Raw genomic sequence first — 26,347 nt, 5'->3', positions numbered from 1 at the left:
CTCCTGAAAGGAGGAGATGCCCAGTGAACGCTAAGCCAGAATGGGCAGACAAGGATTATTACGCGGATCTGGGGGTCTCCTCATCCGCTACCGCCGAAGAGATTAAGCACGCTTACCGCAAGCTGGCCCGCCAGAACCACCCCGATGCCAACCCGGATAACCCCGCGGCGGCGGAGAAATTCAAGCAGGTGGCTGAGGCCTATGACGTGCTCTCAGATAAAGCGACCCGCAAGGACTATGACCAGTTCAAGGCCATGATGCGCGGCGGTGGCTTTGGACGGAGAGGAGGCGCCGGGTTTCCCGGCGGGTTTCGATCCACGCACATGGGTGGACCGGGTGCGCAAGAATTTGACATCTCGGACATCTTCGGAGGATCCGCTCGAGGAGCGTCTCAAGGCGGCGGTCTTGGGGATATCTTCGGTGGCGTTTTCAACCGCGGCGGTGGTGCTGGCCACACAGCTCGGCCGTCGCGGGGGGCCGACGTCGAAACGCAAATAACCCTCGACTTCCGCGAGGCAGCAAAGGGAACCACCATCCCGCTGCAGCTCAGCGGCGAAGCTCCCTGCACCACGTGCCACGGCTCCGGTTCAAAGAGCGGCAAGCTGACGACGTGCTCGACGTGCGATGGCACCGGTTTCACCTCTGAGCAGCGCGGTACCTTCGGTTTCTCGGCGCCGTGCACGGATTGCGATGGCACCGGCCAGCGCGCCGAGGACCCGTGCGCTGATTGCTCCGGTTCCGGAACGGTGCACCGCACCCGCTCGATCACGGTGCGCATCCCCGCAGGCGTGATCGATGGCCAGAAGGTACGCCTTGCCGGCCAGGGCGAAGCTGGCCCGAATGGCACGCCGTCCGGTGACCTCTTCGTGGCGGTCACGGTAAAGCCCGACAAGGTCTTCACCCGGGAGGGCGACGACCTGCACGTCACCGTCCCCGTCTCCTTCGCGGAGCTGGCCTTAGGGGACACCATTACGGTGCCGACCCTCGATTCACCCGTGCGCGTGAAGGTACCGGCGGGCACGCCCGATGGCCGCACGTTGCGCGTGAAGGGCCGCGGTGTGGCCAAGCGCGGCGGCAAGGCCGGTGACCTCATGGTGACCGTACAAGTTACGGTGCCCTCCACCCTGGATGCTGCTGCCTCCTCGGCACTGCGCAGTTACGCGCAGGCGGAGAAGGACTCCGGCTTCGATCCGCGCGCCGGCTGGGCCGGCAACACGGTAGCCCGCTAGGAGGAGGTGCATGATGAGCAAAGACAGGATGAACCGAAGCGATGCGGCGCAGCCCAAGGCGATGTACGTCATCTCCGTGGCTGCGGAACTGTCTGGCATGCATGCTCAAACCCTGCGCACGTATGACCGGATGGGGTTGGTCTCCCCGGCCCGCACCTCCGGCGGTGGGCGCCGCTATTCCGAGAGCGATATCGAGCTTTTGCGCAAGATCCAGACGCTCTCGCAGGATGATGGTGTGAACTTGGCTGGTATCAAGTCCATCATCGAGCTGACCGCGGAGCGTGACCGCCTCGCCGCCGAGCGTGATGAGTTGCAGGCCGAAGTTGAGCGCTTGCGCAGCCAGGTGCGGCCATCGCGCGGCGAGCTGGTCCACGTACCGCGTTCGACATCCGTGGTGATGTGGAAGCCGCGTCGCAACCGACGCCGCGACAGCTAGGCACTTCCCCCTCCCTTTGCGGGAGGGGGTTCAGCTGTTTTGGGGCCCGGCCAACTCTGCTCGGCGTGGGGCCGCGTGCTCTTCGCCTAAAAAGTGCCGTTGTTGCCAAAGATCGTGTTCAGAATTGCGGCAGAGGCTAAAACTTTGTCAGCAAGGCGCCTTTGGACAACGACCCCAAAAGCTTTCCTCATTGAAAACGTGAGTTTGGCAATACTTATCGCTACACTCGCGTCCAGCGTTGTGCCGCCCGTCACGTGTGGATGCGATTGTGCGTGCGGCCACCGTGACGGTACTGAATCCACGAGAAAGGCACTAGGCACATGACTTTGTACGCAAACCCAGGCACCCCTGACGCCATCGTCAACTTCCGCGAGCGCTATGACAACTACATTGGCGGCGAGTGGGTACCGCCGGTCGAAGGCGAGTACATGGACAACATCACCCCGGTGACTGGTGAGGTTTTCTGCCAGGTGGCCCGCGGTAAGGAAGCAGACATCAACCTGGCCATCGATGCCGCGGAGAAGGCCTTCGAGACTTTTGGCAAGACCACCCCGGCGGAGCGCGCGCTCCTGCTGCACCGCATCGCGGACCGCATCGAGGAGAACCTGGAGAAGATCGCCGTCGCGGAAACCTGGGAAAACGGCAAGGCCGTACGCGAGACCCTCGCCGCCGATATCCCGTTGGCCGTTGATCACTTCCGCTACTTCGCCGGTGCTATCCGCGCACAGGAGGGTCGCCTGTCCCAGATCGACCAGGACACCGTGGCTTATCACTTCCATGAGCCGCTGGGTGTGGTGGGGCAGATTATCCCGTGGAACTTCCCGCTGCTGATGGCGGCGTGGAAGATTGCACCGGCGCTGGCTGCAGGTAACACCATCGTAATGAAGCCGGCCGAGCAAACCCCGGCATCGATTCTGCTGCTCATTGAGATTATCGAGGACCTCCTGCCGAAGGGCGTGCTCAACATCGTCAACGGCGTCGGCGAAGAGGCTGGCGTGGCTCTGTCCACCTCGGAGCGCATCGCCAAAATCGCCTTTACCGGCTCCACCCCGGTGGGCAAGATCATCAACAAGGCCGCCGCGGACAAGGTCATCCCCGTCACGCTGGAGCTCGGCGGCAAGTCCCCGTCCATCTTCTTCGCGGACATCATGGACAAGGATGATGCCTACCTGGAGAAGTGCGTGGAGGGCTTTGTCATGTTCGCCCTCAATCAGGGCGAGGTCTGCACCTGTCCGTCCCGCGCATTGATCCATGAGGACATCGCGGACAAGTTCTTGGAACTGGCGGTGGAGCGCGTAAAGAAGATCAAGATCGGCCACCCGCTCGATACCGAAACGATGATGGGTGCGCAGGCCTCCCAGGAACAGATGGACAAGATCACCGAATACCTTGAGGTGGGCCCGAAGGAGGGGGCGGAAACTCTCGTCGGCGGCCACGTGAACAAGGTGGATGGCTTGGAGAATGGCTACTACATTGAGCCGACCGTCTTCCGCGGCACCAATGACATGCGCATCTTCCGCGAGGAAATCTTCGGACCGGTGCTCTCCGTGGCCACGTTCAAGGATTTCGAGGAAGCCATCCAGATAGCCAACGACACCAACTTTGGCCTTGGCGCTGGTGTGTGGTCGCGCCACCAAAACACCTGTTACCGCGCCGGGCGGGAAATCCAGGCTGGCCGCGTGTGGGTGAATCACTACCACGTTTACCCGGCGCACAGCGCCTTCGGCGGCTACAAGGAGTCTGGCATCGGACGCGAGAATCACCTCATGATGCTGTCCCACTACCAGGAGACGAAGAACATGTTGGTGTCCTACTCCGAGGAGCACGCCGGCCTCTTCTAAAGGCAGTAACCCCACGTGGCTGCCTTCTAATAGCGTCGTGCGATGACGCCCAGGCCCCGCAGGAATGCGGGGTCTTTCCAATAGGTGCCATGATCGCCCGGACGCCCGCTAGCACCTGGCAGAGGTGTTGCACCGAAGGCGGGGGAGGTGGGATCGGGGCCATGGATGCCACCATGCGGACCGGTGGTAATCGCGATGGGGTCTTCGGTGTTCCGCGCGCTCCAGATCCTGCCATGCAATTGCGCGGCTCTATCCGCGGAGGCGCCCGGGCTGCCGACGAGCACGACGTCATCCGCAACATAGTTCTGCTGCGCTGCCTTACCGACAACCACTGAGCCATAGGAATAGCCGATGAGGATGTGCTGAGCCCGAGGAAAGCGCTGCCGCAAGGCGCGTTGGAAGCGGCCTAGCTCGGCGGCCCCGCGGCGCGCCGGGTCCTCGTGCGCCGCGCGGGACAATGTGGGCGGGGCGGAGTAGCCAATCCACGCCACCGTAGGCCCATGGGTGGCGCGGGCGATGGCGCGTGCGCGCTCCACCGCAGTGGGCCAGCTTGCTGTATCGGAAGAACCTACCCCGCCTACAAACGTGCTCACCTGGGCGGCCTGCGTGCCGATGTTCTCTGGGTCCACGAGCGCCACCAGCCGCCCGGGGCTGGCCTCGAGCACGGTGGCGTCCGGATTTGCCGCAACCAGGGAACGGACCTCCTCGCTGGCCATGGTCAGCTGGAACTCGTGCAACTCGGTCAGCGAGAGGTCGCCGAAATCCTCCAAACGGCTTGGCGGTTGGGCCAGCTCCGGAGTGCACAGGGCGGTGAGTTGGCGGGCACAGGCCCAATCGAGGACGTCGGCAAGCGCGTCCAACTGACCCAGCGCCACGCTGGCGGGTTCTGCAAAAGCGGGGACCGAAGCCAGCCGCACAGCGCGTGCGCGCAGCTGTTCAATTCTCTCCTGCAGCGGCGCGTAGAGGCTCAGGATGTGCGCGGCAAGGCGCATCTGCTGCACGGGATCCACCAGGCTGTCGCTGGCGCGGTGCAAGGAGCGCCGCGCGGCATCGGCCGCAGCGCCAGAAAGCGCTAGACCTAGCCAATGATGGTGCGACTCATCTATATAACGCGCCAGCTCAGATGCGTTTCGTTCCATCCCTAAAGCTTCCAAACGAAGCGCCTCGGCCGCGCTCATTGCGCACCGTCCAAACGCGAGGAAAGATCTGCGTCAAGACCGTGGGCCAACCCCACGAAATGGTCAAGCTCCTCCAATTGCGTCCGCCGAGCCGCTTCACTTGCCCGCCGGGCGTCCTCCCATTGGGCGCTGAGGAGCGCAAGGGCGCGGGCGGTACGGGGAGGATCCTGCAAGGACGGAAACGCGGCGGGGCAGGCATGGCCGAAGAGGTCGCGGATCTGCTCGCGGGCAGCCCGGTCAATGTCGAGGTGGTTCATAGCATCGAGACTGCGCCAGCACTCCTCTTGCCGTAAAGAGCGGCCGCCGCGGATCCGCGAAATCTGTGGATAACTAGTCCGGGCTCGTCTACCGTGGGCCGCATGAAGGTAGCAGCAGTTCAATTGACCAGTACCGGAGACGTTGAGGACAACCTCGCCGCAGCCCTCGATAAGATCCGGGAAGCCGCGGACAACGGCGCGCAGCTTATCGTCCTGCCGGAAGCTACCACCCAGAGCTTCGATTCCGGGCGCCTCGATACGCACGCGGAGGGGCTTGATGGCCCCACCGCCACCGCCGTGCGCGCGCTGGCAGAAGAGCTCGGCGTGTACGTGGTGCTGGGAATGTTCGCCCCGGCGGATACCGTCCAACGGGGTGAGAAGACAATTAACCGCGTGGCCAACGTCGCGCTCATCGCCGGCCCCGGAGTGCTCGGCGGCTACGAAAAGATCCACACTTACGACGCCTTCAAGTACAAGGAATCCGATACCGTTCGGCCCGGTGAGTCTCTTGTTGTCTTCGACGCCAGGGAGCTCACCGTGGGTGTCGCCACCTGCTATGACATCCGCTTCCCCGAGCAGTTCAAGGAGCTAGCCCGCCAGGGTGCCCAGCTCATCGTCGTGCCCACCAGCTGGGCGGATGGCCCGGGCAAGTTGGAGCAGTGGCGCCTGCTCAGCGCTGCGCGCGCGCTCGATTCCACGACCTATGTTTTGGCCGCGGGTCAGGCTCGCCCCGGTGGGGAGGCGAAGGCGGGGGAGGCCTCCGGGCCGACTGGCATCGGGCACTCCGTCCTCGTGGCGCCGGATGGCACGCGCCTCGCCGAGGCTGGTTATGAGCCGGAGATCCTCTACGGCGAGGTGGACCCAGACACCGTGACGAAGGTTCGTGAGTCCCTCCCTGTTTTGCACGCCTAACCGACGTTTGCACGCATAGGCGCTCTGAGCGCCTATGCCCACTGGGACTTCTTCCATGCCGCCCAGGCCTCCCAGTCATCGCCCCACCCGTCAAGCTCCGCGGCGGAGGCCGCCCACTCGTGGCCACGCTGCCAGCTATCCGTGGTGATTGCCTCCTCCGAAACGCCACCGTCGAGCAGCGCCGCGCGCGCTAGTTCGATGCGATCGGCAGGACCGATGAGCACGAAGCGGCGGTCCGTTCCCGCCGCGAGCACCGGTTCCATCGGTTCGTTGGCCACCACTGGGTTGAACCCGGCGGCCGGCGGCCGTGCTCCGAGCAGCCAGGGATCCTGCGAATCCCGAACGATGTGCCGCAGAGTGAGCTCCGGAACCAGGGCCTGCAGGTTGGCCTGAAACTCCGTGTCATAGTGCTCGCCCGGCGAGGGGGCCACGGCATAGACCTGGAGCCCGGAGGGGAGGGTGCTCCCCAGGGCGTCGAGAAGCAGTGCCCGGGCGCCTGCCCACCCGGTGCCGAAGGAGATGAGAGTGGTCTCGGAATCGAGCTGCGGTGGCTCACCGGCGGGCATGCCCAGCGTCCACCAATCGCCCGGCTGGGCCTTCGCCAGCATGGAGGAGGCCTCACCCGCCAGCGCGAGGTGGAATGTCAGCTGCCCTGAATCATCGGAAGGCGCTGCCGGGGTCAGGGGGCGCCAGGTGCCGGGCGTGAGCTGCGAGGTCACCGGTACGTGCTGGCCCGCGCGGTAGTCCAGCGCCATGCCGGATTCCAGCCGGACCACAGCGGTGTTCCGGTTAGGCTTGTCCACCGCCACGACCTGGGCGCTGTGAGCAGGGGGAGTGCCGGCGGCATCCGCCTCCTGGGCGGCGCTGCGCATGATTGAACACACGCTGGAAATGGTGCGCGTTGCCACGTCGTGCTGGTGCGGCGTCAGTCCCAGCACCGTAAGCCCCTGCACCAGGGAATCCTCGAATTTGGGATACACCTCAGGGGGGAAACCGTGGCGGCGATGATCACGCCCCATCTGCGCTAGGCGCTTGGCGACGTCCCCCCGAACCCCACCGTCCTCCACATTTTCCAGCACCCACGCGAGTGCCGGGGCCATGGAGGGGTGCGTGTCTTTCATCGACAGAGCAAAGACTTGGCGGGATTCGGCCACGGTGGCAAAAAAGTGCCTGTGTACTGCATCGCGATAGTCCTCGGCATGGTTGCGCAGGTGCTCACCCAGTTCCCTCATGCCCGCCCATCCTAGCGCCTGGGGGTAGCGCCAAAACCCCCTAGGGTTATACGTCAGGGGTGGCAAAGCGGGGAGGGAGTTGTAGTGTAATCTACGGTTCATTTCCCGAAAGTGGGTGAGTCTCGTCTCAAGGATGCCGCGATGCGCGGCATGGAAGGAAGATCTCGCATGGAAGATTTCTCTGCGTACACAATCATGACCGACGTGGGCTGGATTTCCTTGCTCATGGTTATCGGCAACGTTTTGCGCCACCAGATCAAGTTCGTATTCCAGGACTTGCTGCTGCCTGCCCCCATCACCGCGGGCCTGCTCGGCTTGATCTTGGGGCCCAATGTCTTGGGCTGGATCGGTTTTTCCGAGAACCTCGGTGATTACACCTCACTGCTCATCGCCGTGGTCTTCGCTTCCATGGCCTTCTCCATGGAGATGGGCGGCAACATGGGCAAGGGCGCTCGCAACATGTGGGGCTATTCCACCATGATGTTCACCGGCCAGTGGGGCCTGTTCATCATCCTTGGCCTCTTGCTGTTTAAGCCTACTTTCGACACGCCCGACTGGTTCGGCATGATGCTGCCCGTTGGCTTTACCGGCGGTTTCGGTACCGCCGCGGCCGTCGGCGGTGCCTTGGAGGGTGTGGGCGCTGAGGCAGCCTCCTCGCTGGGCTTTACTTCCGCTACCGTGGGTACCTTGGCCGCCATCGTCGGCGGCATCATTGCGGGTAACTGGGGCATCCGCAAGGGCAAGGTTTCGCACGTTCCGAAGCAGCTCCCGGAGGAGCTGCGCCGCGGTTACATCTCGCGCCTGGAGGATCGCCCCTCGCTGGGCCGCGCGACGACGAACCCTTCCGCCATCGAGCCCATCACCCTCCACGTTGGCTTCATCGCCCTGACCGTGATGACCGCCTACGGCATTAACAAGGGCATCGCCTCCATCTGGGAGAACGTCTCCATCCCGCTGTTTGCCATGTCCATGGTCGTGGGCCTGCTCTTCCGCGCCGTGATGAACATGGTGGGTGCTAAGGACTACCTGGATAAGGACACGGTGAGCTCGGTCTCCGGTGCGGCGACTGACTACCTCATTGCCTTTGGTGTGGCGGCCATCGTGCCGGCAGCCGTCGCAGCCTACTGGCAGGCCCTCCTGTTGCTCTTCGTCCTGGGCACCATCTACTGCATCTTCTTCCTGATGTGGTTCCCCGCCGAGTTCTTCGGTGAGCGCTGGATTGAGCGCGGCATCTTCGGCTGGGGCTGGGCCACGGCCACCGTGGCGACAGGCATTGCGATCCTCAAGATCGTGGACCCCAAGCTCAAGTCCGGCACGCTGTCGGAGTACGGCATGGCCTACATCGGCTTCGGCCCCTTCGAGATTTCCTGGACCATCATCGCTCCGCTGGCCGTCATGTACGGCTTCACCGCTGGCTTTGGCTGGATCTCCCTGGGCATCGCGGTGGTCATCTACCTCGTGTTCAAGTTCACCGGAATGATGCCGCCGCGCGGAACCATCTTCAAGGAAGGCATCGGGCACGTCGGCTCATCGAAGTAGACGCTAAAGCCCTTCGCGCGCAATCCCCCAGGCCGTGGCCTGGGGGATTGTTTTATTGGTAGGGGTGTGACTTGACTGAAAGGGAGCTTGTTGAACACATTGCTCTTTAACTGAAGATAGGGGTAAAATTAAGAAGTTATTAGCGTGGCGCTCGCCCAGTGTCTGCCTTTCTTCCTCTATGTGAGCGCAAACTTAGGAAGCCGTATGCATTTTCTTTATGAAGACTCACTTCGTGAGCGTGTACTCGAGTCTGCGCTTCATATCGGAGCTGCGGAGGGGGATGAGGCCATCTCCGTCGAATCCGTGGCCAAGCTGGCGGAGCTTAGTGCTGCTCAGGTGCTTGCGGAGTTTCCTGACCGCGAGGCCATCGTGCGGGCGATCCCCGAATATGTGACTGACCGCAAAGTGAAGTTTCTTGAGGAAACGCTCGATGCGGCCCCAGGCTACGCCGATCTTTTTACCAAGCTGACAACTTTTACCGAGGCCTATTACGAGTACGCCGAGCGTGAGCCGGAGCTGTTCCGCTACCTCTTTGAAAAGAAGGCCTATGTCTTCGAGGACGAATGGCAGGCTCTCTTGCAGGGCAATTTGTCCTATAACCGGACCTTGAACCTGATCTACGAAAGCATTTCGCTCATCGCGACGGAGGGAAAACTCCAGGTTGGAAGCGATGTGTGTTTCGAATCGGTGGCAAAGTTCAGCGTTGCTACCTTGGCCACTGTTCATGGCATGGCGCACCTCAGCGTTCTCGGCGTACTGCGGCACCAACACTCGGTGGTGCGGCGCTTCAACCTGCGCGAGGTATGCAAGGCGCTCATCGGAACCCTGTTCAAGGCGGCAGAGTCGCTAGAAATGCCGAGCCTGCGCAATCCGATGCAGGGTTACCGTGCGATGCTCGCGGGCTTTGTTCCGGACCGCGATCCAGCTCTCGATATCTCTGCGATTGAGGATTTACAGAAGCTTCCTGCGGAACGCGCGCGCATGGCCGTCATGGAACGCGCTATCCAGCTGGCGGCGCGCGACGGGCTGAAGGCAGTGACCATCGAGAACGTGGCCGAGTACTTCGAGGTCTCCGATGTGTTCATTGCTTCGTTGGTGGACAATGACTTCGTGCTGCGTGAATCCGTGGATCAGGAAACCGACTGTGAGCTGGAAGCCCGCAGCCTCTACCTCCTAGAGCAGCTGCCGGAGGATGCATCGGCCGTCGACAAGCTCCTGTGCGTAGCGGTGGCCTACTTCGATTACGCGGTGACCTACCCCGAACGTTATAGCGCCTGCATCGCCGCTGCCTCTGGGTCCGTGGTGCCGCTGAGTGCGGATGGCGAGGAACAGACCAAGATGGGTGTGTCCTTCGCATTGTTGATGCGTTTTGCCCGCGAAGCGCTGCGGGAGGCCGGGTACGAACCGGAGGATCGCCTGGTTTATATCAAGAACTTCACCCTGTGGGCCGGTGCTGACGGCATGTGCCACCTAGCTTCTATGGGTGAGTTCCGTGGTATCGACCTCGAGGAAAAGTGGTCCATCTATTACTTTGTGACGGGCGTGGTCCTAGCGACCTTTGCCTACGATCTTCCCGGCAAGCAGCCGCAGACTGTCTAGCCCGTTTAATCGTAGATAAACGTAGATAAACACCGGCTCTTCCGTTCTGCTGAATCCAGCAGGGCAGAGGGGCCGGTTTTCTTGTGCCCACGGCGTGCCAGGATAGGCGGTGTGCCAATATAGGCACGCCATTACAGAGGGAAAAGAAAACTTGAGCGTGTGCCGATCAACCTGGAGTAGAAGCGGGTTTTTAAAAAAGTTCTAGTTGAGTGGAACAGACTCAAGTTCTGTGGCGTTATAGACAGTGAAGCTTCCTTCGCCACTGTTGTCGCGGGAAGGTTTGGACAAACAGTAGAAACGGAGAAACACAACAATGAGTTCTTTTAACCCCACCACTAAAACTCAGGAGGCCCTGCAGCAAGCGCTGCAGACGGCCTCCGCCAACGGTAACCCGGACATCCGCCCGGCACACCTCTTAGCAGCCATCCTCGCGCAGCAGGACGGCATCGCCGCCCCGGTGCTCAAAGCCACCGGCGTGGATCCGGAGACGGTGCTGAAGGAGGCGCGCCAGCTTATCGACGCCCTCCCGAAGGCCGAGGGCGCCAACATGGCGAACCCGAACTTTAATCGCGACGCCCTCAACGTCCTCACCCGCGCTCAGGAGCTGGCGGGTGAGCTCGGTGATGAGTTCGTCTCCACCGAGGTCTTGCTCGCCGCTATTGCGGGCTCCAAGTCGGATGCCGCCGAGCTGCTGACCTCCCGCGGTGCCACCTATGACGCGCTCAAGGGCGCTTTCCCTTCCGTGCGCGGCGCGGCCAAGGTGACCTCGGAGAACCCCGAGGAGCAGTTCCAGGCTCTGGAGAAGTACGCCACGGACCTCACCGCCCGCGCCCGCGAGGGCAAGATTGACCCGGTGATCGGCCGCGATCAGGAGATCCGCCGCGTGGTCCAGGTGCTCAGCCGCCGCACGAAGAATAACCCGGTGCTCATCGGTGAGCCCGGCGTGGGTAAGACCGCCATCGTGGAGGGCCTAGCCCGCCGCATCGTGGCGGGTGACGTCCCGGAATCCCTCAAGGGTAAGACCCTGCTGAGCCTGGACCTCGGCTCCATGGTCGCCGGCGCGAAGTACCGCGGCGAGTTCGAGGAGCGCCTCAAGGCCGTGCTCGATGAGATTAAGGCTTCCGACGGGCAGATCATCACCTTCATCGATGAGCTGCACACCATCGTCGGCGCCGGTGCCACCGGTGAAGGCTCCATGGATGCTGGCAACATGATTAAGCCCATGCTCGCCCGCGGCGAGCTCCGCCTGGTCGGTGCCACCACCCTCGACGAGTACCGCAAGTACATCGAGAAGGATGCCGCCCTGGAGCGCCGCTTCCAGCAGGTCTACGCCGCTGAGCCTTCCGTGGAGGACACCATCGGTATCCTCCGTGGACTCAAGGAGCGCTACGAGGTGCACCACGGCGTGCGCATTCAGGACTCAGCCCTGGTCTCTGCCGCGGAGCTCTCTCACCGCTACATCACCAACCGCTTCCTGCCGGATAAGGCCATCGACTTGGTCGATGAGGCTGGCTCTCGCCTGCGCATGGAGATTGACTCCTCCCCGCAGGAGATCGATGAGCTGGAGCGTATCGTCCGCCGCCTCGAGATTGAGGAGCTGGCCCTGAAGAAGGAATCGGACGCCGCTTCGAAGGACCGCCTGGCTGCACTTCAGCAAGAGCTGGCCGATGAGCGCGAGAAGCTCGGTGAGCTCAAGGCCCGCTGGGCCAATGAGAAGAAGGCCATCGATGACGTGCAGACCATCAAGGAACAGCTGGAGGATCTGCGCCGCAAGGCGGAGATTGCGGAGCGCGATGGTGACCTAGCACTGGCCTCTGAGATCAACTACGGCAAGATGCCGCCGTTGGAGAAGGACCTGGCTGCGGCCGAGGAGAAGGCGAAGCAGCAGCACAACACCATGCTCACCGAGGAGGTCACCCCGGATACCATCGCGGAGGTCGTCTCCGCTTGGACCGGCATCCCGGCCGGCAAGATGCTGCAGGGCGAGACCGAGAAGCTGCTCAACATGGAATCCGTGCTGGGGCAGCGTGTGGTGGGCCAGAAGGAGGCCGTCACCGCGGTGTCCGACGCCGTTCGCCGCGCACGTGCCGGTGTGGCTGATCCCAACCGCCCGACTGGTTCCTTCCTCTTCCTCGGCCCGACCGGCGTGGGTAAGACGGAGCTGGCGAAGGCTTTGGCGGACTTCCTCTTTGACGATGAATCCGCCATGGTCCGCATCGACATGTCCGAGTTTGGTGAGAAGCACTCCGTGGCCCGCCTCGTCGGTGCCCCTCCGGGATACGTTGGCTACGACGCCGGCGGCCAGCTCACCGAGGCGGTGCGACGCCGCCCGTACACGCTGGTGCTTTTCGACGAAGTCGAGAAGGCCCACCCGGACGTCTTCGACGTGCTGCTCCAGGTGCTCGATGAAGGCCGCCTGACCGATGGCCAGGGGCGTACCGTGGACTTCCGCAACACGGTCATCATCCTGACCTCGAACCTGGGTGCCGGCGGCACCAAGGAAGAGGTCATGGAGGCGGTCAAGCGCAGCTTCAAGCCGGAGTTCATCAACCGCCTCGATGATGTCGTGATGTTTGAGCCGCTGACTTCGGATCTGCTCACCGGCATCGTGGACATTCAGCTCAAGGGCTTGGCCGAGCGCCTGTCCGGCCGCCGCCTGACGCTGAACGTGTCCGACGCCGCCAAGCTGTGGCTGGCGGAGCGCGGCTATGACCCGGCCTACGGTGCCCGCCCGCTGCGCCGCCTGATCCAGCAGGCCATCGGTGACCAGCTCGCCAAGAAGCTCTTGGCGGGTGACATCGTGGACGGCGATACCGTGCACGTTGACGTTGCCGACGGCGGCGAGCACCTCGACCTAGCTGCCCGCACCGCCTAAGGCGCCGCCTAAACCGGTGAGCACGATAAGTGCTCACCGCGCTCACCGGTCGCCAGCACCCGCTCATGCCCCTATGATCTGGGGGCATGAGCATTTTGATCTCCCCTCACGAGCTGAGTGAGAAGATTTACCGCGGTGACAAGACGACCATCCTCGCTTCCCTCTGGGCCCCAGGGGAAGGCGAGGCCTTCAATCTCTTTTCTTCCCTTCACATTCCAACCGCCCAGTACGCGGACGCCGCGTCAGCCTTCGTGGGCCTGCCGGGTTCCAAGGTCGGGCGCAACCCACTCCCACAGACCGAGAAGATTCAAGAGTGGATCGATCACTGGGGCCTGCGTGAGGATAGCGAGGTCGTGGTCTACGACGAAGGCCGCGGCCTCTTCGCCGGCCGCGCGTGGTGGACGCTGCGCTGGGCGGGCATCCAGAATGTCCGCATTCTCGACGGCGGCCTGTCCAACTGGCGCGCCCAGGCAATGCCCACGCTCACCGGCCCGGGCAACCTGGGCATGACCTCGAACCTTAAAGTGAAGCCGGGCTCGATGCCCACGGTCACCATCGATGAAGTCAAGGAACACAAGGGCCTGCTTCTCGACGTTCGAACGCGCAACCGCTTCGCCGGCCGCCGCGAGAACCTCGACTTGAAGGCCGGCCACATCCCGGGCGCGGTTAACCTGCCCGAGCGCCTCTTCCACACGCAGGACATCACCGTGTGGAAGTCCAAGGAAGAAATCCTGGAAATCCTTGACCAGCACGGCGTGACTAAGGAGAACGTGGACGGCGCCATCATCTACTCCGGTTCCGGCAACCACTCCGCGCTCACCATTGCCGTTCTGGAGCACGTGGGCTTTACCGGCCTGCGCCACTTCGTGGGCGGATGGTCGCAGTGGTCGGCCAATCCGCGCAATCCCGTGGAGCGCGGGGACCGCGAGCACGTCTAGAATCCGCGCGTGACCAGCGCGTCAGCGCGAATGGGGCGCGCCGGGCGATTAGAGTCGGTCAATGATGCCTTTCGTACTCTTATCCCTCGCCGCCCTCGCGCTCGCAGCTGGTCTCATCGTGCTCTGGTTGGATCAGCGCCAGCGCGCCGCGCACTCCGCCGGTGATGCAGCAACCGACACCCTCACCGATACCGGCGCCTCTGCCGACGTTATTGCCACCGATTCTGCCGACGGCGCAGCCGATGCCGCGGCCCCTGAAGCTGCCGAGCCTGAATCCGCTGAGCCCGAAGCAACCGCAGAGGCCTACCCAGAGCCCGAGGCCGAACCTGTGCTCGCCGAAGAACCCGAGCCCACAGTAGAGCCCGCCATCGCAACCGAGCCGGAAACCACCCCAGAGCCTGAGGCAGAGCCGGCCGTAGAAGCAAGCACAGAACCGGCACCAGCGCACAGCTTTGCCGAGCGCGCAGAGCGCGCCAGGCACCTCGTGCCGGGCAGCGCCCGCCGCGAGCGCAAGGCCTTTGGCCAGCAGCGCGGCTGGGAATACATCAAGCACGATTCCTACCTGGCCGATGAGTGGACCCGCGGCGCAGCCGCCCGCGGCCAGGAACCCCGGGACATCGTGGCCGGAAACGTCCGTGGCCATGAGACGCTGCTCTTCGACATGGGCTCAATCCCAGTTATGGCCATGCGCACCGGCGCGGCCTCCGACATTGTTGTGGATTTCCGCCGAGCAGGCGAGGAAGCGGAGAACCATTCTGAGGATCTGGTGTACGTGCGTGAGGAGGAAGGCTTCGAGGTCTTCGCCACCGACGCCGGCGTGGGACAGCGCCTCATCGATGCCCGCGTCACCGACGCGCTGAGCCGCCTTCCCGCCGAGGTGACCGCCGTGTGGATGGAGGGGGAGTGGGCGCTTGCCCAGACCACCCGGCAGGCGCGCAGCGCAGAGTGGGAAGAGCTGCTCGAGCCACTGGCCACGCTCGCCGATTCCGCCCGCGTGCTCCCACCGCGCTCCGAGGCTGCCCAAGTGCTGCGCGTTGATGAGCTCGACCCGAGCCGCGATATCCCGGAGCCCCCGCAACCGGAGCCGACCGGGCCCACGGCAGTTCCGGATCGTGATGATTCCCTCGACACCCCGACCATCCAGCGCCCCACCGAGCCGGTGGTCATGCCGAGCCGCACCACCAGCGAAGCCCGCGGCACCATCGACCATTCCAGCTTGGGTGCGGACGAGGTGGACGCGATTGCCGACGGCCACGAACACCCCGCCCCCGAAAATAACCAGGCTCGCCTCCCACGCCGTTTCGACGGCGGCTCCTCCATCTTCGACTAGGCCTGCCATCCCGGCACCAGCACTAGTCGCGGGCAACCGTGCGGCAAGAGGGTAAACTACAGGGCGGATTTTTCAAGGCTATAAAGCCACAGATTTTAAGGAGCGAGCGATGAGCCTGGATCAGCAGAAGAAGCAACGCCTAGCAGAGCTGGTGAAGGAGCTGGCCGTCGTCCACGGCAAAGTCACGTTGTCCTCCGGCAAGGAGGCCGATTACTACGTGGACCTGCGCCGCGCCACCCTGCAGCACGAGGCCTCGCGGCTTATCGGCGCGCTGCTGCGTGAGCTCACCGCCGACTGGGATTACGCCGCCGCCGGCGGTCTGACCATGGGCGCGGACCCGGTCGGGTTGGCCATCATGCACGCTGACGGTCGCGATATCGATGCCTTCGTCGTCCGCAAGGAAGCCAAGAAGCACGGCATGCAGCGCCAGATCGAGGGCTTCAACGTTGAGGGCCAGAAGGTGCTCGTTGTCGAGGACACCACCACGACTGGCAACTCGCCGCTGACCGCGGTGAAGGCTCTTCGCAAGGCAGGCGCCGAGGTTGTTGGCGTGGCCACCGTGGTGGACCGCAATACCGACGCCGGCGCAGCCATCGCCGCTGAGGGGCTGGAATACCGCTACCTGCTGGGCCTCGAGGACCTGGACCTTGCCTAATCCCGAGGAAGAAGCGGAGGCCAAAGGCCCCACCGAGTGGAATGAGGGCCGCCACGGCGTTGGCCCCTGGGAAGGCCCGCTGCCGGAAGGCCCCGAAGCGGAGAAATACGATCCCGAACTGCTCGCGGAGGGGGATCGCCGCAACGTCGTCGACGCCTACCGTTATTGGACGCGCGAGGCGATTCGGGAGGATATCGATAAGCGCCGGCACGCCCTGCACATCGCCATCGAGAACTTCGAGAACGATTCCAACATCGGAACGGTGGTGCGCACCGCCAACGCCTTTGCCGTCGATACCGTCCACATCGTGGGCCGCCGCCGCTGGAACCGACGCGGCGCCATGGTCACCGACAGGTACCAGCACCTCATGCACCACGCGGACGTGAGCGAACTGATGGCCTGGGCGGCCGACCAAGACCTGACCGTCGTGGCCATCGATAACACCCCCGGGTGTGTCCCCCTAGAAACCGCGGAGCTGCCCGAGCGCTGTCTGCTCCTCTTCGGGCAGGAAGGCCCGGGTGTCAGTCCGGAAGCCCAGGACGCAGCGGTGATGACCTGCTCAATCGCGCAATTTGGTTCTACTCGCTCCATCAACGCGGGCGTGGCCGCGGGCATCGCCATGCATGCATGGATTCGACAGCACGCCGATTTATCAAAAGCTTGGTGAGATCCCGCGCACTGTGTTTACATCTAGGTAACGAATTCACATTGTGAGAATGATGAGACAAAAGTGTTAGAGAAATGGTCCCACCGCGCCGACCTTGCGGAAACAGCCATCAATGAGCGCCACGCGCAGGCCGTGTGGGGCTTGCCCCGTACCAACCTTGCCGTAGTGAGTTGGCCACCCACCACCAAGGAATCGCTCTTTGTGCACTGGCACTATTGGTGGCAGGCGCATTATCTGGACTGTCTTGTTGATGCCGCCCTGCGCAAAAACACCAAGGCCCGCCGCGCGCGCATCGCTGACACTATCCGGGGAATTCACGTGCGCAACCTCCGCGCGCTGACGAAGAACCGCTACTACGACGACAAAGCATGGCTCGCCCTGGCCATCGCCCGGGCCGGTGAGCTCAAGAAGCAGCGCCCCTATAAGAAGCTGGGCACCCTGCAGAACAACATCCGCGATGGCATCGACTCCCAAGTAGGCGTGCTGCCCTGGCGTGAAGGCGAGACCTTCCTCAATGTCCCCTCCAACGGCCCGGGCGCCATTATGCTGGCCCGCATGGGGCGCGTGGAGGAGGCCCGCCACATCGTGGACTGGATCTACGATCACCTCATCGATGACGATGGCTTCGTCATGGACGGCATCCGCATGCGTATGGATGGGCAGGAGATCGTCCGCAACATCCACCCCTACTGCCAGGGCGTGGTGCTCGGTGCCTGCTTGGAAATCGTGCTGGCGCTGCGGGAGAAGACCGGCCTGCGCTCCGTGGAGGATATCGACTCCGTCCATGAGGCCGAGCTCGCCGCGGACATGATGGATTACACCACGCGCATCCGTGGCCTTGTCCAAGCAGTGGCCACGGGCATGGCGACGTACACGGGTGTCATCGACTGGCAGACTGGCGACGGCGACGGCGGCCTCTTCAAAGGCATCCTGGCCCGCTACCTCGCGGACGTCGCCGTGCGCCTGCCGGGCGATTCCCCGGCCAACCGCGCGACGAAGAAGCTGGCCGCTCGCCTCGTGACGGCCTCGGCGGAATCCGTGTGGGAACACCGTCTAGAAGTGGACGGCCTGCCCATCTTCGGCTCCGATTGGACTGCGGACGCGAAGCTGCCTCATAACTACGGTTTCGGGCCTACGTCATTGAGCCAGAAGATGGGCATCATCCGCGTGGCTGAGCGCGATTTGTCCGTTCAATTGTCCGGTTGGATGTTGTTGGAGGCCTGCACCCGGATTGTGAAGTACAAGTCAGAATCCAAATAAAAGCGGCATTGTCCCAGCTAGGCGGGTTGGGAATGCCCGTGCCCGACGCGGTTTAAGTGAGGTCACACCTCATCTCGCGGCGGAAAACCACAATAACAGGCATACTTGGGTGTTGGAACGTGTTGTTTCGCTGGTTTGTGAGACGGCACGGCTTACTGCACAGCAACTCCAAAGGATGGAATTTCATGCCTATTGCAACCCCTGAGGTTTATAACCAGATGCTGGATACCGCCAAGAAGGGCGGCTTCGCATTCCCGGCAATTAACTGCACCTCCTCCGAAACCATCAACGCCGCTCTCCGCGGCTTCGCCGAGGCTGAGTCCGACGGCATCATCCAGTTCTCCACCGGCGGCGCCGAGTTCGGTTCGGGCCTGTCCGTGAAGAACAAGGTTGCCGGCGCCAAGGCCCTGGCTGCCTTCGCTCACGAGGCTGCCAAGAACTACGGCATTAACGTTGCGCTGCACACTGACCACTGCCAGAAGGAAGTTCTGGATGAGTACGTGCGCCCGCTGATCGCCTTCTCCCAGGAGCGCGTTGACCGCGGCGAGCTTCCGCTCTTCCAGTCCCACATGTGGGATGGCTCCGCTATCCCGATCGATGAGAACCTTGTGATCGCCCAGGAGCTCCTGGAGAAGGCCCACAACGCCAACATCATCCTCGAGGTTGAGATCGGCGTCGTCGGCGGCGAAGAGGACGGCGTTGAGGCTAAGGCCGGCGCTAACCTCTACACCTCCCCGGAGGACTTTGAGAAGACCGTCGATGCCCTCGGTACCGGCGAGAAGGGCCGCTACCTGCTGGCCGCTACCTTCGGCAACGTCCACGGCGTCTACAAGCCGGGCAACGTGAAGCTGCGCCCGGAGGTCCTCGACGAGGGCCAGAAGGTTGCTGTCAAGAAGCTCGGCCTGGAAGAAGGCTCCCAGCCCTTCGACTTCGTCTTCCACGGTGGCTCCGGCTCCGAGAAGGAGAAGATCGAGGAGGCCCTGCGCTACGGCGTCATCAAGATGAACGTTGACACCGATACCCAGTACGCCTTCACCAACCCGGTTGCACGCCACATGTTCGCCAACTACGACGGCGTCTTCAAGATCGACGGCGAGGTGGGCAACAAGAAGGTCTACGACCCGCGCTCCTACATGAAGAAGGCTGAGCAGGGCATGGCTGACCGCGTGGTTGAGGCCTGCACCGACCTGCACTCCGTGGGCAAGACCGTTTCTAAGTAATCCACTGCCCAGCTGACACCGGCGCCTCCTGGACGCCGCTGCTTAGCAGCCGCAGGCTCTAAGTGGCGTCAGTACATGTCACCAAGCCACCCCTTGACCTCAAAGGGGTGGCTTTGTTCGTCCAAACCTGCCGCCAGAACGCGTAAAATACCGGAGTCATGGAAGCGCAAGAGTCATCGTCGAATTCGTCGAGTACCGTCAAACGCGTTCGCAAGACCACCCGCGAGCAGTTGCGGTTGGTGGATAAGTCGCTCAAGGCGCGCCTCACGCGCATCCGCAACCGGCTCGTGTTCATGATTCAGTGCACGCTGGGCGCGGGTTTGGCCTTTTATGTTGCGCACGATTTCTTCGGCCACGAGCAGCCCTTCTTTGCTCCGATGGCCGTCATCATCATCCTTGGTCTATCGGGCAGCGACCGCCTGAAGCGCGCAGTCGACATGTCCATCGGCGGCATCGTGGGCGTGCTGGTGGGCACGTTGCTTGTCGACGCCCTCGGGACCGGCCCCATCCACATGACCATCATCATCGGCCTCGCCCTGGTGATCGGCTCCTTTGTTACGGGCTCGCAGATGGTGAGCAACCAGATCGTCATCGCCGCCATCCTTATCGCCACCATCCTTCCCCCGGAAGATATGGGTGGTCTCTCCCGCGCTGTTGACGCCATCATCGGTGCGGTCATTGGCATCACGATGATCGTGTTGATTCCATCCTCTCCCTTGCGCGCGGGACGCTCGGAAGTCTCGAAGGTCTTGGGCATTACCTCCCTGGTCCTCTCCGACGTGGCTAAGGGACTGGAAGAAAACGATCCCGAGACCATCACGGAGGCCCGCGATGCCGTGCGCGGCACGCAGGATGACATCAACAACATGCTCAACGCCACCAAGGGCGGCGCGGAAACCGCACGGTTATCACCCTTCCTGTGGAGCACGCAGCGCACCGTGCGCTCCCTGGAACGCATTCTCACTCCTGTTGACAACATGGTCCGCGGCACCCGCGTGCTCTCCCGCCGTGCGCTCGTGCTCGCCGAGGACGGCGACCAGGCCACGGCCGAGCAAGTTGAGATCATCGATGAACTCGCTGACATCACGATGAAGCTTTCCGATCTCTATACCCACCAAACCGCGCGTGAGCGCCGCGTGGATGAGGCGCACGCCATTCCTGAGATAGTCAACCGCCTACGCCAGCTGGGGGCGCGCTGCTCGATGGACATCGCCGGCGAGGAAGCCGTACTCTCCGCCTATGCTGTGCTGGCACAGACGCGCTCCATCATCGTGGACCTGCTCATGGTGTGTGGCATGTCGCGCGAGTCAGCCGTGGCACAACTCGTGCCCACCTCCAAGCACCCGGCCTACCCGCCGGAGGTCTGGGAAGAGAACTAGGGCCCTACTTGCCTAGGGCCGCACTATCTGTAGGTCCCGCAGGTGGCGGTAGAACGTCACGCGCTTGACCGGCCGCTTGGCGCGGACTCCATCAACGCTGACGCTGAGCGAAGGCCCGCCAGCCTGTACCGCCCGGCCTTGCATGACGCTGGCGGGGTCGAGCTGCCCAGGTTGGGCAGGCTTGCGCAGGCGGGCGAGGAGCCCACGACGCGGCGCTTCGTCCGCTTCAAAACTGGTCACCGCCTTTGCCGCCACGATGCCCGGCGCATCCGTCATCGGCACGAGCTTTGCGCCGAAGACATCCTTCTCGCGGTCCGCGCGCAGCAGCACGGCATCGTCAACGATGATCTCACCAGTGATCTCCTCGTTCGACCACTCCGCAATCGTTGCCGAGCCCGCCACGGCGAGGCCCGCGTCATTGCGGATAAGCGGCGCCGGCTTGACGGGCGCGGTCATGGCAAAGGAGAGCGCCTCCTCCATCACTGCTCCATGGTCGCCGAGCCCCTGGCGGCCCTGGCCCGTTTCGCTAGCTTTTAAGCCCCAATTCATCGCCGCGGTGGAGTGCTCCCCGGTGGGAACGTAGCCCACCTCGGCCCATAGGTAGTCAGCCCGCATCATGCGGGTCAGCACGGCGCTAAGCGCAGCGTCGTTGCCAATGACCACAACGCGCAGCGTTTCGCTCAGGAACGGGGCCTGGGGTGCTGGCCCCGGTGCGCCGAGGTGGCTCACGTCTGGCTGCGCGGCAATCTCATCCAGCGATGGGGTGGGGTCTTCCGGAAGGATCTCCCTGGCCAGCGCATCAATAGCCTTCAACTCTTGCCGGGTGGGAACCTCCGCGAAGCGGAAGTGTTCGACACGAACTCCATGCTGGGCAGCCCCAACCAGAGCAGTGGTGTGGGCGTTGGTGAGGTGGCCGCCGCAGTCTACAAGCGCACAGATCATACAAGAAGCATAGAAGCGTTGGGAGAGCTTGGCTAAAAAGCACCTTCAGTGATGCACGAGCAGCGGAGCTTTCCCCAGAAAAGTAGTGCACATCACATTCTGCCAGTAGGCTCCAAGACAACGCCAAACTTCTTAATACTCAACTCTTCCACTCAATTCTTCTTTGTCTAACAGCTGGAGGTAATCACCATGTCCGCCCGTATGACAACCCTTGCGCTTGTATCCGCCGCTGGTCTTGTGATGAGTTCGTGCAGCTTCATCGGCGGTTCCCTGAGGGAAGCTGAGGAGCCGGGATTCACCGAGGCCGCCGCCGAGTCCGTGACGAGTTCTGCGACGACTACTTCTTCGACGGCCACGTCGACATCCAGCAGTGCATCCTCATCAAGCACCAACGCTGATTGTGATGAGAAGAAAGAACTCGAGGACACCGAACTCAGCAAGGTCCTGGAGAATGAAGAAGCCTATGTGAAGGGCTCCACCGAGAAGTTTGAGAACGTCAGTGTCGGTGAGGATGAATACGATCCCTGCAAATTCCTCAGCTACGTGGTGCTGGAAGGCGAGTTTGATGGGGAGAACGTCAAAGTCCCCGTCTTCTTCTCCAAGGGCGAACTTAAGGACGAGGATGCTCTCTACATCACGTCCTCTTCCTTAGAGGTAGAGGAGGACGGTGAGGGCTATACCTATGAGTCCAAGACCGATGGTGACATCGTCGGAGTTGAGGGCAAAGTAAACAAGCGCCCAGGTGTCGAAGCTACGTCCATGGAAAGCTCCTTCGATGGCGTGAACTCGGACATATTCTTCATTGACGTGGACTCGGAACCGACTGAGTCCGCAGATTTGGCCAAAGATGAAGAAGACCTCCGCGGCGAAGAGCTCTTCACTATCTCCGCCGACGGCTGGAACATGGTCTGCGGCATTATTGAGGAAAACAACGCCATTGACTGTGCGCATGGCGACGGCGGGACTTGGGCCATCAAGGGGGCCAAGACCCCAATGCCGGAGGGGATGGAATTCAACTTAGTGACCTTCCTGCCGCTAGAGGGCAGTACTGAGTTCACTCAGTATGACGATGAAATCCCAACTAACGGCACGAAGATTGAAGGCAACGGGCTCTACCGAATCGGCGTTGGTGACGTCGAAGGCCAAATCGCTGTTGTTGATGACAGCATCATCGTCAGCACCCCAGACAAGTCGCGCCTGATGTTCACCAATGACACCATCTACTTCGATAACGAGGGCTCTGGCGGCAACGATTCGGCCACCGAAACCGCCTAGCCAATCACGTTCCGAACCTACTGCGGACTCTGTCAAGCCCCGCCAGTACAGCAAATCTTGATGACCATGTCACAAACTCAACGCTTAACCGCCGTGACGGGTAAAGTAGGTGCGTATTTGACTTCAATAAATAGGAAGTGACACCAAACATGGCAGCGATCGTCATCGTCGGCGCCCAGTGGGGCGATGAAGGCAAGGGCAAGGCTACCGACATCCTCGGCGGCAAAGTCGATTACGTAGTGAAGCCCAACGGCGGTAACAATGCCGGCCACACCGTCGTGGTCGGCGGCGAGAAGTACGAGCTAAAGCTCCTTCCCGCCGGCATTCTTTCTGAAAACGCCACCCCAGTCTTGGGCAACGGTGTGGTGATTAACCTGGAGGCCCTCTTCGATGAGATCGACGGCCTCGAAGCCCGCGGCGCAAACGCCTCGCGACTGAAGATTTCCGCCAACGCCCACCTTGTGGCGCCGTACCATCAGACCTTGGACCGCGTGCAGGAGCGCTTCCTGGGCAAGCGCGCCATCGGCACCACCGGCCGCGGCATCGGCCCGGCTTATGCCGACAAGGTAGCCCGCATCGGTATCCGTGTGCAGGACATCTTCGATGAATCCATCCTGCGCCAGAAGGTTGAGTCCGCCCTGGACATCAAGAACCAGATGCTGGTGAAGATGTACAACCGCAAGGCCATTGAGCCGGAGCAGGTGGTGGAGTACTTCCTGAGCTACCGCGAGCGCCTGCGCCCAATGGTGATTGAGGCTGAGCTGGAACTGAACCAGGCATTGGATGAGGGCAAGCACGTTCTCATGGAGGGCGGCCAGGCCACCATGCTGGATGTTGACCACGGCACCTACCCGTTCGTGACATCATCGAATCCGACTGCGGGCGGTGCTGCTGTGGGCTCCGGCATTGGCCCGACACGCATTAAGACTTCCCTTGGCATCATCAAGGCTTACACCACTCGCGTGGGCGCTGGTCCGTTCCCCACGGAGCTTTTCGATAAGTGGGGCGAGTACCTGCAGACCACCGGCGGTGAAATCGGCGTCAACACCGGTCGCAAGCGTCGCTGTGGCTGGTACGACTCTGTGATTGCCCGCTACGCCACCCGCGTCAATGGTTTCACAGACTACTTCCTGACCAAGCTGGACGTGCTCACCGGTATTGGTGAGATTCCCATCTGCGTGGCCTATGACGTTGACGGCAAGCGCTACGACGAGATGCCGCTGACCCAGTCTGAGTTCCACCACGGCGAGCCCATTTTTGAGACCATGCCGGGCTGGGATGAGGACATTACTAATTGTCAGACGTTTGAGGATCTCCCGCAGAAGGCACAGGATTACGTCCTGCGCCTAGAGGAGCTCTCCGGCTGTCGCATCTCCTACATTGGTGTCGGCCCTGGCCGTGACCAGACCATCGTGCGTCACGACGTCATACAAGACCAGTAAGGCGCAGGCCGGTCCAAGATAAACCAACCTTAGGAATAAGAGCGGAGGTTTTCTCTCCTGTGGGGTTATGAACGACGGTGCGGCCACCGGGCGGACCGGCAAGGGCAGGGTGAGCTTCAACATGGGCAAGCCTCGGCCCATTGTGTAAAACGCACTCGAAGCGATGGTCGCAACCCTTCAAAAGCTGTAGCGATGCCGACATACCGCATCGCACGGCACATTAAGTGTATCTTCGTGATGTTTGCAGTATGCTCACATGCTATAATCAAGTTTGTAAGTAGCAACAGATCGCACTGACAGGCATCGTCTGGTGTTTGTTGCTATGGAAAGTGTGCCCGCAACTGATAAGGACATCAGATGAGTCGCAGTCTTCGCGGACTTATCACCGCAGAAAGATAAACTTATGAAACTAAAGAAACGCAGCCTTGGCGGCCTGCTCTTAACATTGTGCCTGACGGCGATGTACCTGATCGTCGGCGTCGGTCCAGCTAACGCGACCGAGGAATTCGACTACCCAGGCGCCATCTCCGACGTCAACGTGACGTTCAACGGTAAAGATGGCGGCCAGGCACGTGTCGATGACGAAGTAAAAGTCACGGCAAAGTGGAACGTTCCAAACGGAGCACAGGCTGGCGAGACTTTCGGCATGACCCTGCCGAAGGAATTCTCTAACTACGGTAACGGTGAGTTCGCGGTTCCGGATAAGGAAACAGGCGAAACCGTTGCTAACTGTAAGGTTACGAACGACCCAGCGCCAGTTGTCACCTGCACCCTGACTGACTTTGTCAACGGCAAGGAAGACGTCGGCGGCGAACTGTGGTTCCTCGCAACCCTTGACGAGCAGAGCGACAACAGCACCGCCGATTTCATCATCGACGGCAAGACTGTCCCTGTTCCAATCCCAGGTGACGGCGGCATCGGCCGCGTTGGTCCTGGATACGCATCCAATGACCCATACAAGTACAGCGCACGCACCAAGATCGCTGACGACTTGATAGCTTGGGGTATCCAGTTCCCTAACACCGTCGCCGAAGACGGCACCGTGACCGTTACTGACTCGATCGTGGATAACACCGAGTTCGAGCGTCACAAGACCAACGACTTCGGTGTTGAGGTCGAATACCGCAACGTTGCCGAGGACGGCACTTTCGTTGAAGGTGAAGACTGGAAACCTGTTGACTCAGCTGACTTCGAGACCGACCTTGCTGAAGGCAGCACCCACTTCACCGTCACGGTGAAGAACGTTCCAACCGATAAGCGCGTCCAGTACCGCGTCCTTTACTGGACCAAGATGGACGGCAAGGCCTTCGAAGGCGATGTCTTCAAGAACACCGCAAAGGTCAACGGCAGGGACGCTGAGGCGACTTTCACCTACACCGCAATCGGTGGCGGTACTGGTTCCGGTAAGGAATACACCCGCTTCTCCATCGCCAAGACAGTTGAAGGTAACGGTGCAGAAGAGGTGCCAGCAGGCACCAAGTACACCGTGAAGTACACCGCCGCAGATGAAGAGGACACCCTCGAGCTCGAAGCTGGTGAAGAGAACCGCGTTAACTCCAAGCGCTACAAGATCGGCACCGAGTTCAAGATCACGGAAGTCAACCTTCCAGAGATTGACGGTATCGAGTGGAGCGACTATGAGATCACCGGTGACGGCGTAACCAAGAACGAAGACGGTTCGTTCAGCGTGACGCCCGAGACGAATGAGCCGGTCAAGCTCAACCTCGTCAACAAGGCTGAGAAGAAGGTCCAGAACGGCAACCTGTCCGTTATCAAGACAGTAACCGGCGACGGTGCTGCCCTCGTTCCTGCAGACACCGAGTACAACGTCAAGTACTCCTACGAACTCGATGGCGAAAAGAAAACCGGCACCCTCACCGTCAAGAACGACGAGACCGTGTCCCTGCCTGAGGACGTTCCTGCAGGCACCAAGGTCCGCCTGACCGAAGAAAAGCCAGCTGACGTCGAAACCGAAGGCGGCAAGAAGGTCACCTACGGCGAACCCAAGTTCACTGCTGGCGAAGAGTCCGGCGAGGAAATCACCGTGACGATCGAAGGCGACAAGCCTGTTAAGGTTACGCTCGAAAACCCAACCATGGTTGACGAGCCGACGCCGGAACCGTCTGAGGACCCGACGCCGG

Annotated in this window: 21 protein-coding genes; 16 read left to right on the top strand and 5 right to left on the bottom strand. The window is 61.9% G+C overall.

Features of this window, described 5'->3' with window-relative positions; all coding sequences use genetic code 11:
* Positions 1-23: 23 nt before the first annotated feature.
* The 3 genes from dnaJ (at position 24) to HMPREF2760_RS07380 (ending at position 3,506) form a co-directional block, all read left to right on the top strand.
* A complete protein-coding gene (gene dnaJ / locus HMPREF2760_RS07390) occupies positions 24-1,229 on the top strand; it encodes a molecular chaperone DnaJ (RefSeq protein WP_070596974.1) in 1,206 nt (401 codons plus the stop codon).
* Positions 1,230-1,242: 13 nt separating this feature from the next.
* Entirely contained in the window at positions 1,243-1,665 is a 423-nt protein-coding gene (locus HMPREF2760_RS07385; RefSeq protein WP_070523924.1) for a heat shock protein transcriptional repressor HspR, read from the top strand.
* A gap of 320 nt (positions 1,666-1,985) precedes the next feature.
* Positions 1,986-3,506: an acetaldehyde dehydrogenase ExaC gene (locus HMPREF2760_RS07380; RefSeq protein ID WP_070596973.1), complete on the top strand. Its 1,521-nt coding sequence runs from the start codon at positions 1,986-1,988 to the stop codon at positions 3,504-3,506.
* Between the two features lie 26 nt (positions 3,507-3,532).
* Here the strand turns inward: HMPREF2760_RS07380 and HMPREF2760_RS07375 are convergent, their stop codons facing one another.
* Complete coding sequence (locus HMPREF2760_RS07375) at positions 3,533-4,645, bottom strand: alpha/beta hydrolase (protein WP_246823644.1); 1,113 nt, start codon at positions 4,643-4,645, stop codon at positions 3,533-3,535.
* 35 nt (positions 4,646-4,680) lie between these two features.
* Positions 4,681-4,941, bottom strand: a complete 261-nt coding sequence (locus HMPREF2760_RS07370) for a hypothetical protein (RefSeq protein WP_070596971.1) — start codon at positions 4,939-4,941, stop codon at positions 4,681-4,683.
* 102 nt (positions 4,942-5,043) lie between these two features.
* Between HMPREF2760_RS07370 and HMPREF2760_RS07365 the strand changes: the two genes are divergently transcribed.
* Complete coding sequence (locus tag HMPREF2760_RS07365) at positions 5,044-5,853, top strand: carbon-nitrogen hydrolase family protein (RefSeq protein ID WP_070596970.1); 810 nt, start codon at positions 5,044-5,046, stop codon at positions 5,851-5,853.
* A 32-nt stretch (positions 5,854-5,885) separates the two neighbouring features.
* Here the strand turns inward: HMPREF2760_RS07365 and HMPREF2760_RS07360 are convergent, their stop codons facing one another.
* Positions 5,886-7,085: an FAD-binding oxidoreductase gene (locus HMPREF2760_RS07360; RefSeq protein WP_070596969.1), complete on the bottom strand. Its 1,200-nt coding sequence runs from the start codon at positions 7,083-7,085 to the stop codon at positions 5,886-5,888.
* A 168-nt stretch (positions 7,086-7,253) separates the two neighbouring features.
* Between HMPREF2760_RS07360 and HMPREF2760_RS07355 the strand changes: the two genes are divergently transcribed.
* From HMPREF2760_RS07355 to HMPREF2760_RS07310, 10 genes are all read left to right on the top strand, one after another.
* Positions 7,254-8,624, top strand: a complete 1,371-nt coding sequence (locus HMPREF2760_RS07355; RefSeq protein ID WP_070562383.1) for a sodium/glutamate symporter — start codon at positions 7,254-7,256, stop codon at positions 8,622-8,624.
* A 204-nt stretch (positions 8,625-8,828) separates the two neighbouring features.
* Positions 8,829-10,223 carry a TetR/AcrR family transcriptional regulator gene (locus tag HMPREF2760_RS07350; RefSeq protein WP_070596968.1) on the top strand — a complete coding sequence of 465 codons (1,395 nt, stop codon included), beginning with the start codon at positions 8,829-8,831 and terminating at the stop codon, positions 10,221-10,223.
* A gap of 313 nt (positions 10,224-10,536) precedes the next feature.
* Positions 10,537-13,098 carry an ATP-dependent chaperone ClpB gene (clpB, locus tag HMPREF2760_RS07345; protein WP_070596967.1) on the top strand — a complete coding sequence of 854 codons (2,562 nt, stop codon included), beginning with the start codon at positions 10,537-10,539 and terminating at the stop codon, positions 13,096-13,098.
* A gap of 86 nt (positions 13,099-13,184) precedes the next feature.
* The gene (locus HMPREF2760_RS07340; RefSeq protein ID WP_070596966.1) at positions 13,185-14,036 is read left to right on the top strand and encodes a sulfurtransferase; all 852 of its coding nucleotides are present in this window, start codon (positions 13,185-13,187) and stop codon (positions 14,034-14,036) included.
* A gap of 61 nt (positions 14,037-14,097) precedes the next feature.
* Positions 14,098-15,366, top strand: a complete 1,269-nt coding sequence (locus HMPREF2760_RS07335) for a type III secretion system chaperone family protein (protein WP_246818518.1) — start codon at positions 14,098-14,100, stop codon at positions 15,364-15,366.
* A gap of 109 nt (positions 15,367-15,475) precedes the next feature.
* On the top strand, positions 15,476-16,021 hold the full coding sequence (gene pyrE / locus HMPREF2760_RS07330; protein ID WP_070596965.1) for an orotate phosphoribosyltransferase: 546 nt from the start codon (positions 15,476-15,478) through the stop codon (positions 16,019-16,021).
* Positions 16,014-16,688 carry a TrmH family RNA methyltransferase gene (locus HMPREF2760_RS07325; RefSeq protein ID WP_070596964.1) on the top strand — a complete coding sequence of 225 codons (675 nt, stop codon included), beginning with the start codon at positions 16,014-16,016 and terminating at the stop codon, positions 16,686-16,688. The genes pyrE and HMPREF2760_RS07325 overlap by 8 nt, the downstream gene beginning before the upstream one ends.
* 63 nt (positions 16,689-16,751) lie before the next feature.
* Positions 16,752-17,948, top strand: coding sequence for a glycoside hydrolase family 76 protein (locus tag HMPREF2760_RS07320; RefSeq protein ID WP_070596963.1), 1,197 nt, complete (start codon positions 16,752-16,754; stop codon positions 17,946-17,948).
* A gap of 185 nt (positions 17,949-18,133) precedes the next feature.
* On the top strand, positions 18,134-19,168 hold the full coding sequence (gene fbaA, locus HMPREF2760_RS07315; protein ID WP_070596962.1) for a class II fructose-bisphosphate aldolase: 1,035 nt from the start codon (positions 18,134-18,136) through the stop codon (positions 19,166-19,168).
* Positions 19,169-19,326: 158 nt separating this feature from the next.
* Positions 19,327-20,547 carry an FUSC family protein gene (locus HMPREF2760_RS07310; RefSeq protein ID WP_070596961.1) on the top strand — a complete coding sequence of 407 codons (1,221 nt, stop codon included), beginning with the start codon at positions 19,327-19,329 and terminating at the stop codon, positions 20,545-20,547.
* Positions 20,548-20,559: 12 nt separating this feature from the next.
* On the opposite strand, the gene HMPREF2760_RS07305 is transcribed toward HMPREF2760_RS07310, so the two are convergent.
* Positions 20,560-21,489: a hypothetical protein gene (locus HMPREF2760_RS07305; protein WP_070596960.1), complete on the bottom strand. Its 930-nt coding sequence runs from the start codon at positions 21,487-21,489 to the stop codon at positions 20,560-20,562.
* A 1,058-nt stretch (positions 21,490-22,547) separates the two neighbouring features.
* Positions 22,548-22,595: a hypothetical protein gene (locus HMPREF2760_RS13220; protein WP_118781210.1), complete on the bottom strand. Its 48-nt coding sequence runs from the start codon at positions 22,593-22,595 to the stop codon at positions 22,548-22,550.
* A gap of 318 nt (positions 22,596-22,913) precedes the next feature.
* Between HMPREF2760_RS13220 and HMPREF2760_RS07295 the strand changes: the two genes are divergently transcribed.
* Both HMPREF2760_RS07295 and HMPREF2760_RS07290 read left to right on the top strand, forming a co-directional pair.
* Complete coding sequence (locus tag HMPREF2760_RS07295; protein ID WP_070596958.1) at positions 22,914-24,206, top strand: adenylosuccinate synthase; 1,293 nt, start codon at positions 22,914-22,916, stop codon at positions 24,204-24,206.
* A 403-nt stretch (positions 24,207-24,609) separates the two neighbouring features.
* Positions 24,610-26,347, top strand: a 1,738-nt coding sequence (locus HMPREF2760_RS07290) for a DUF5979 domain-containing protein (RefSeq protein WP_070596957.1), incomplete at its 3' end; no start/stop codon positions are given.

This window comes from Corynebacterium sp. HMSC065D07 (assembly GCF_001810695.1).
Lineage (GTDB): Bacteria > Actinomycetota > Actinomycetes > Mycobacteriales > Mycobacteriaceae > Corynebacterium > Corynebacterium hesseae.
This window is presented reverse-complemented; position numbering and strand designations above follow the sequence as displayed.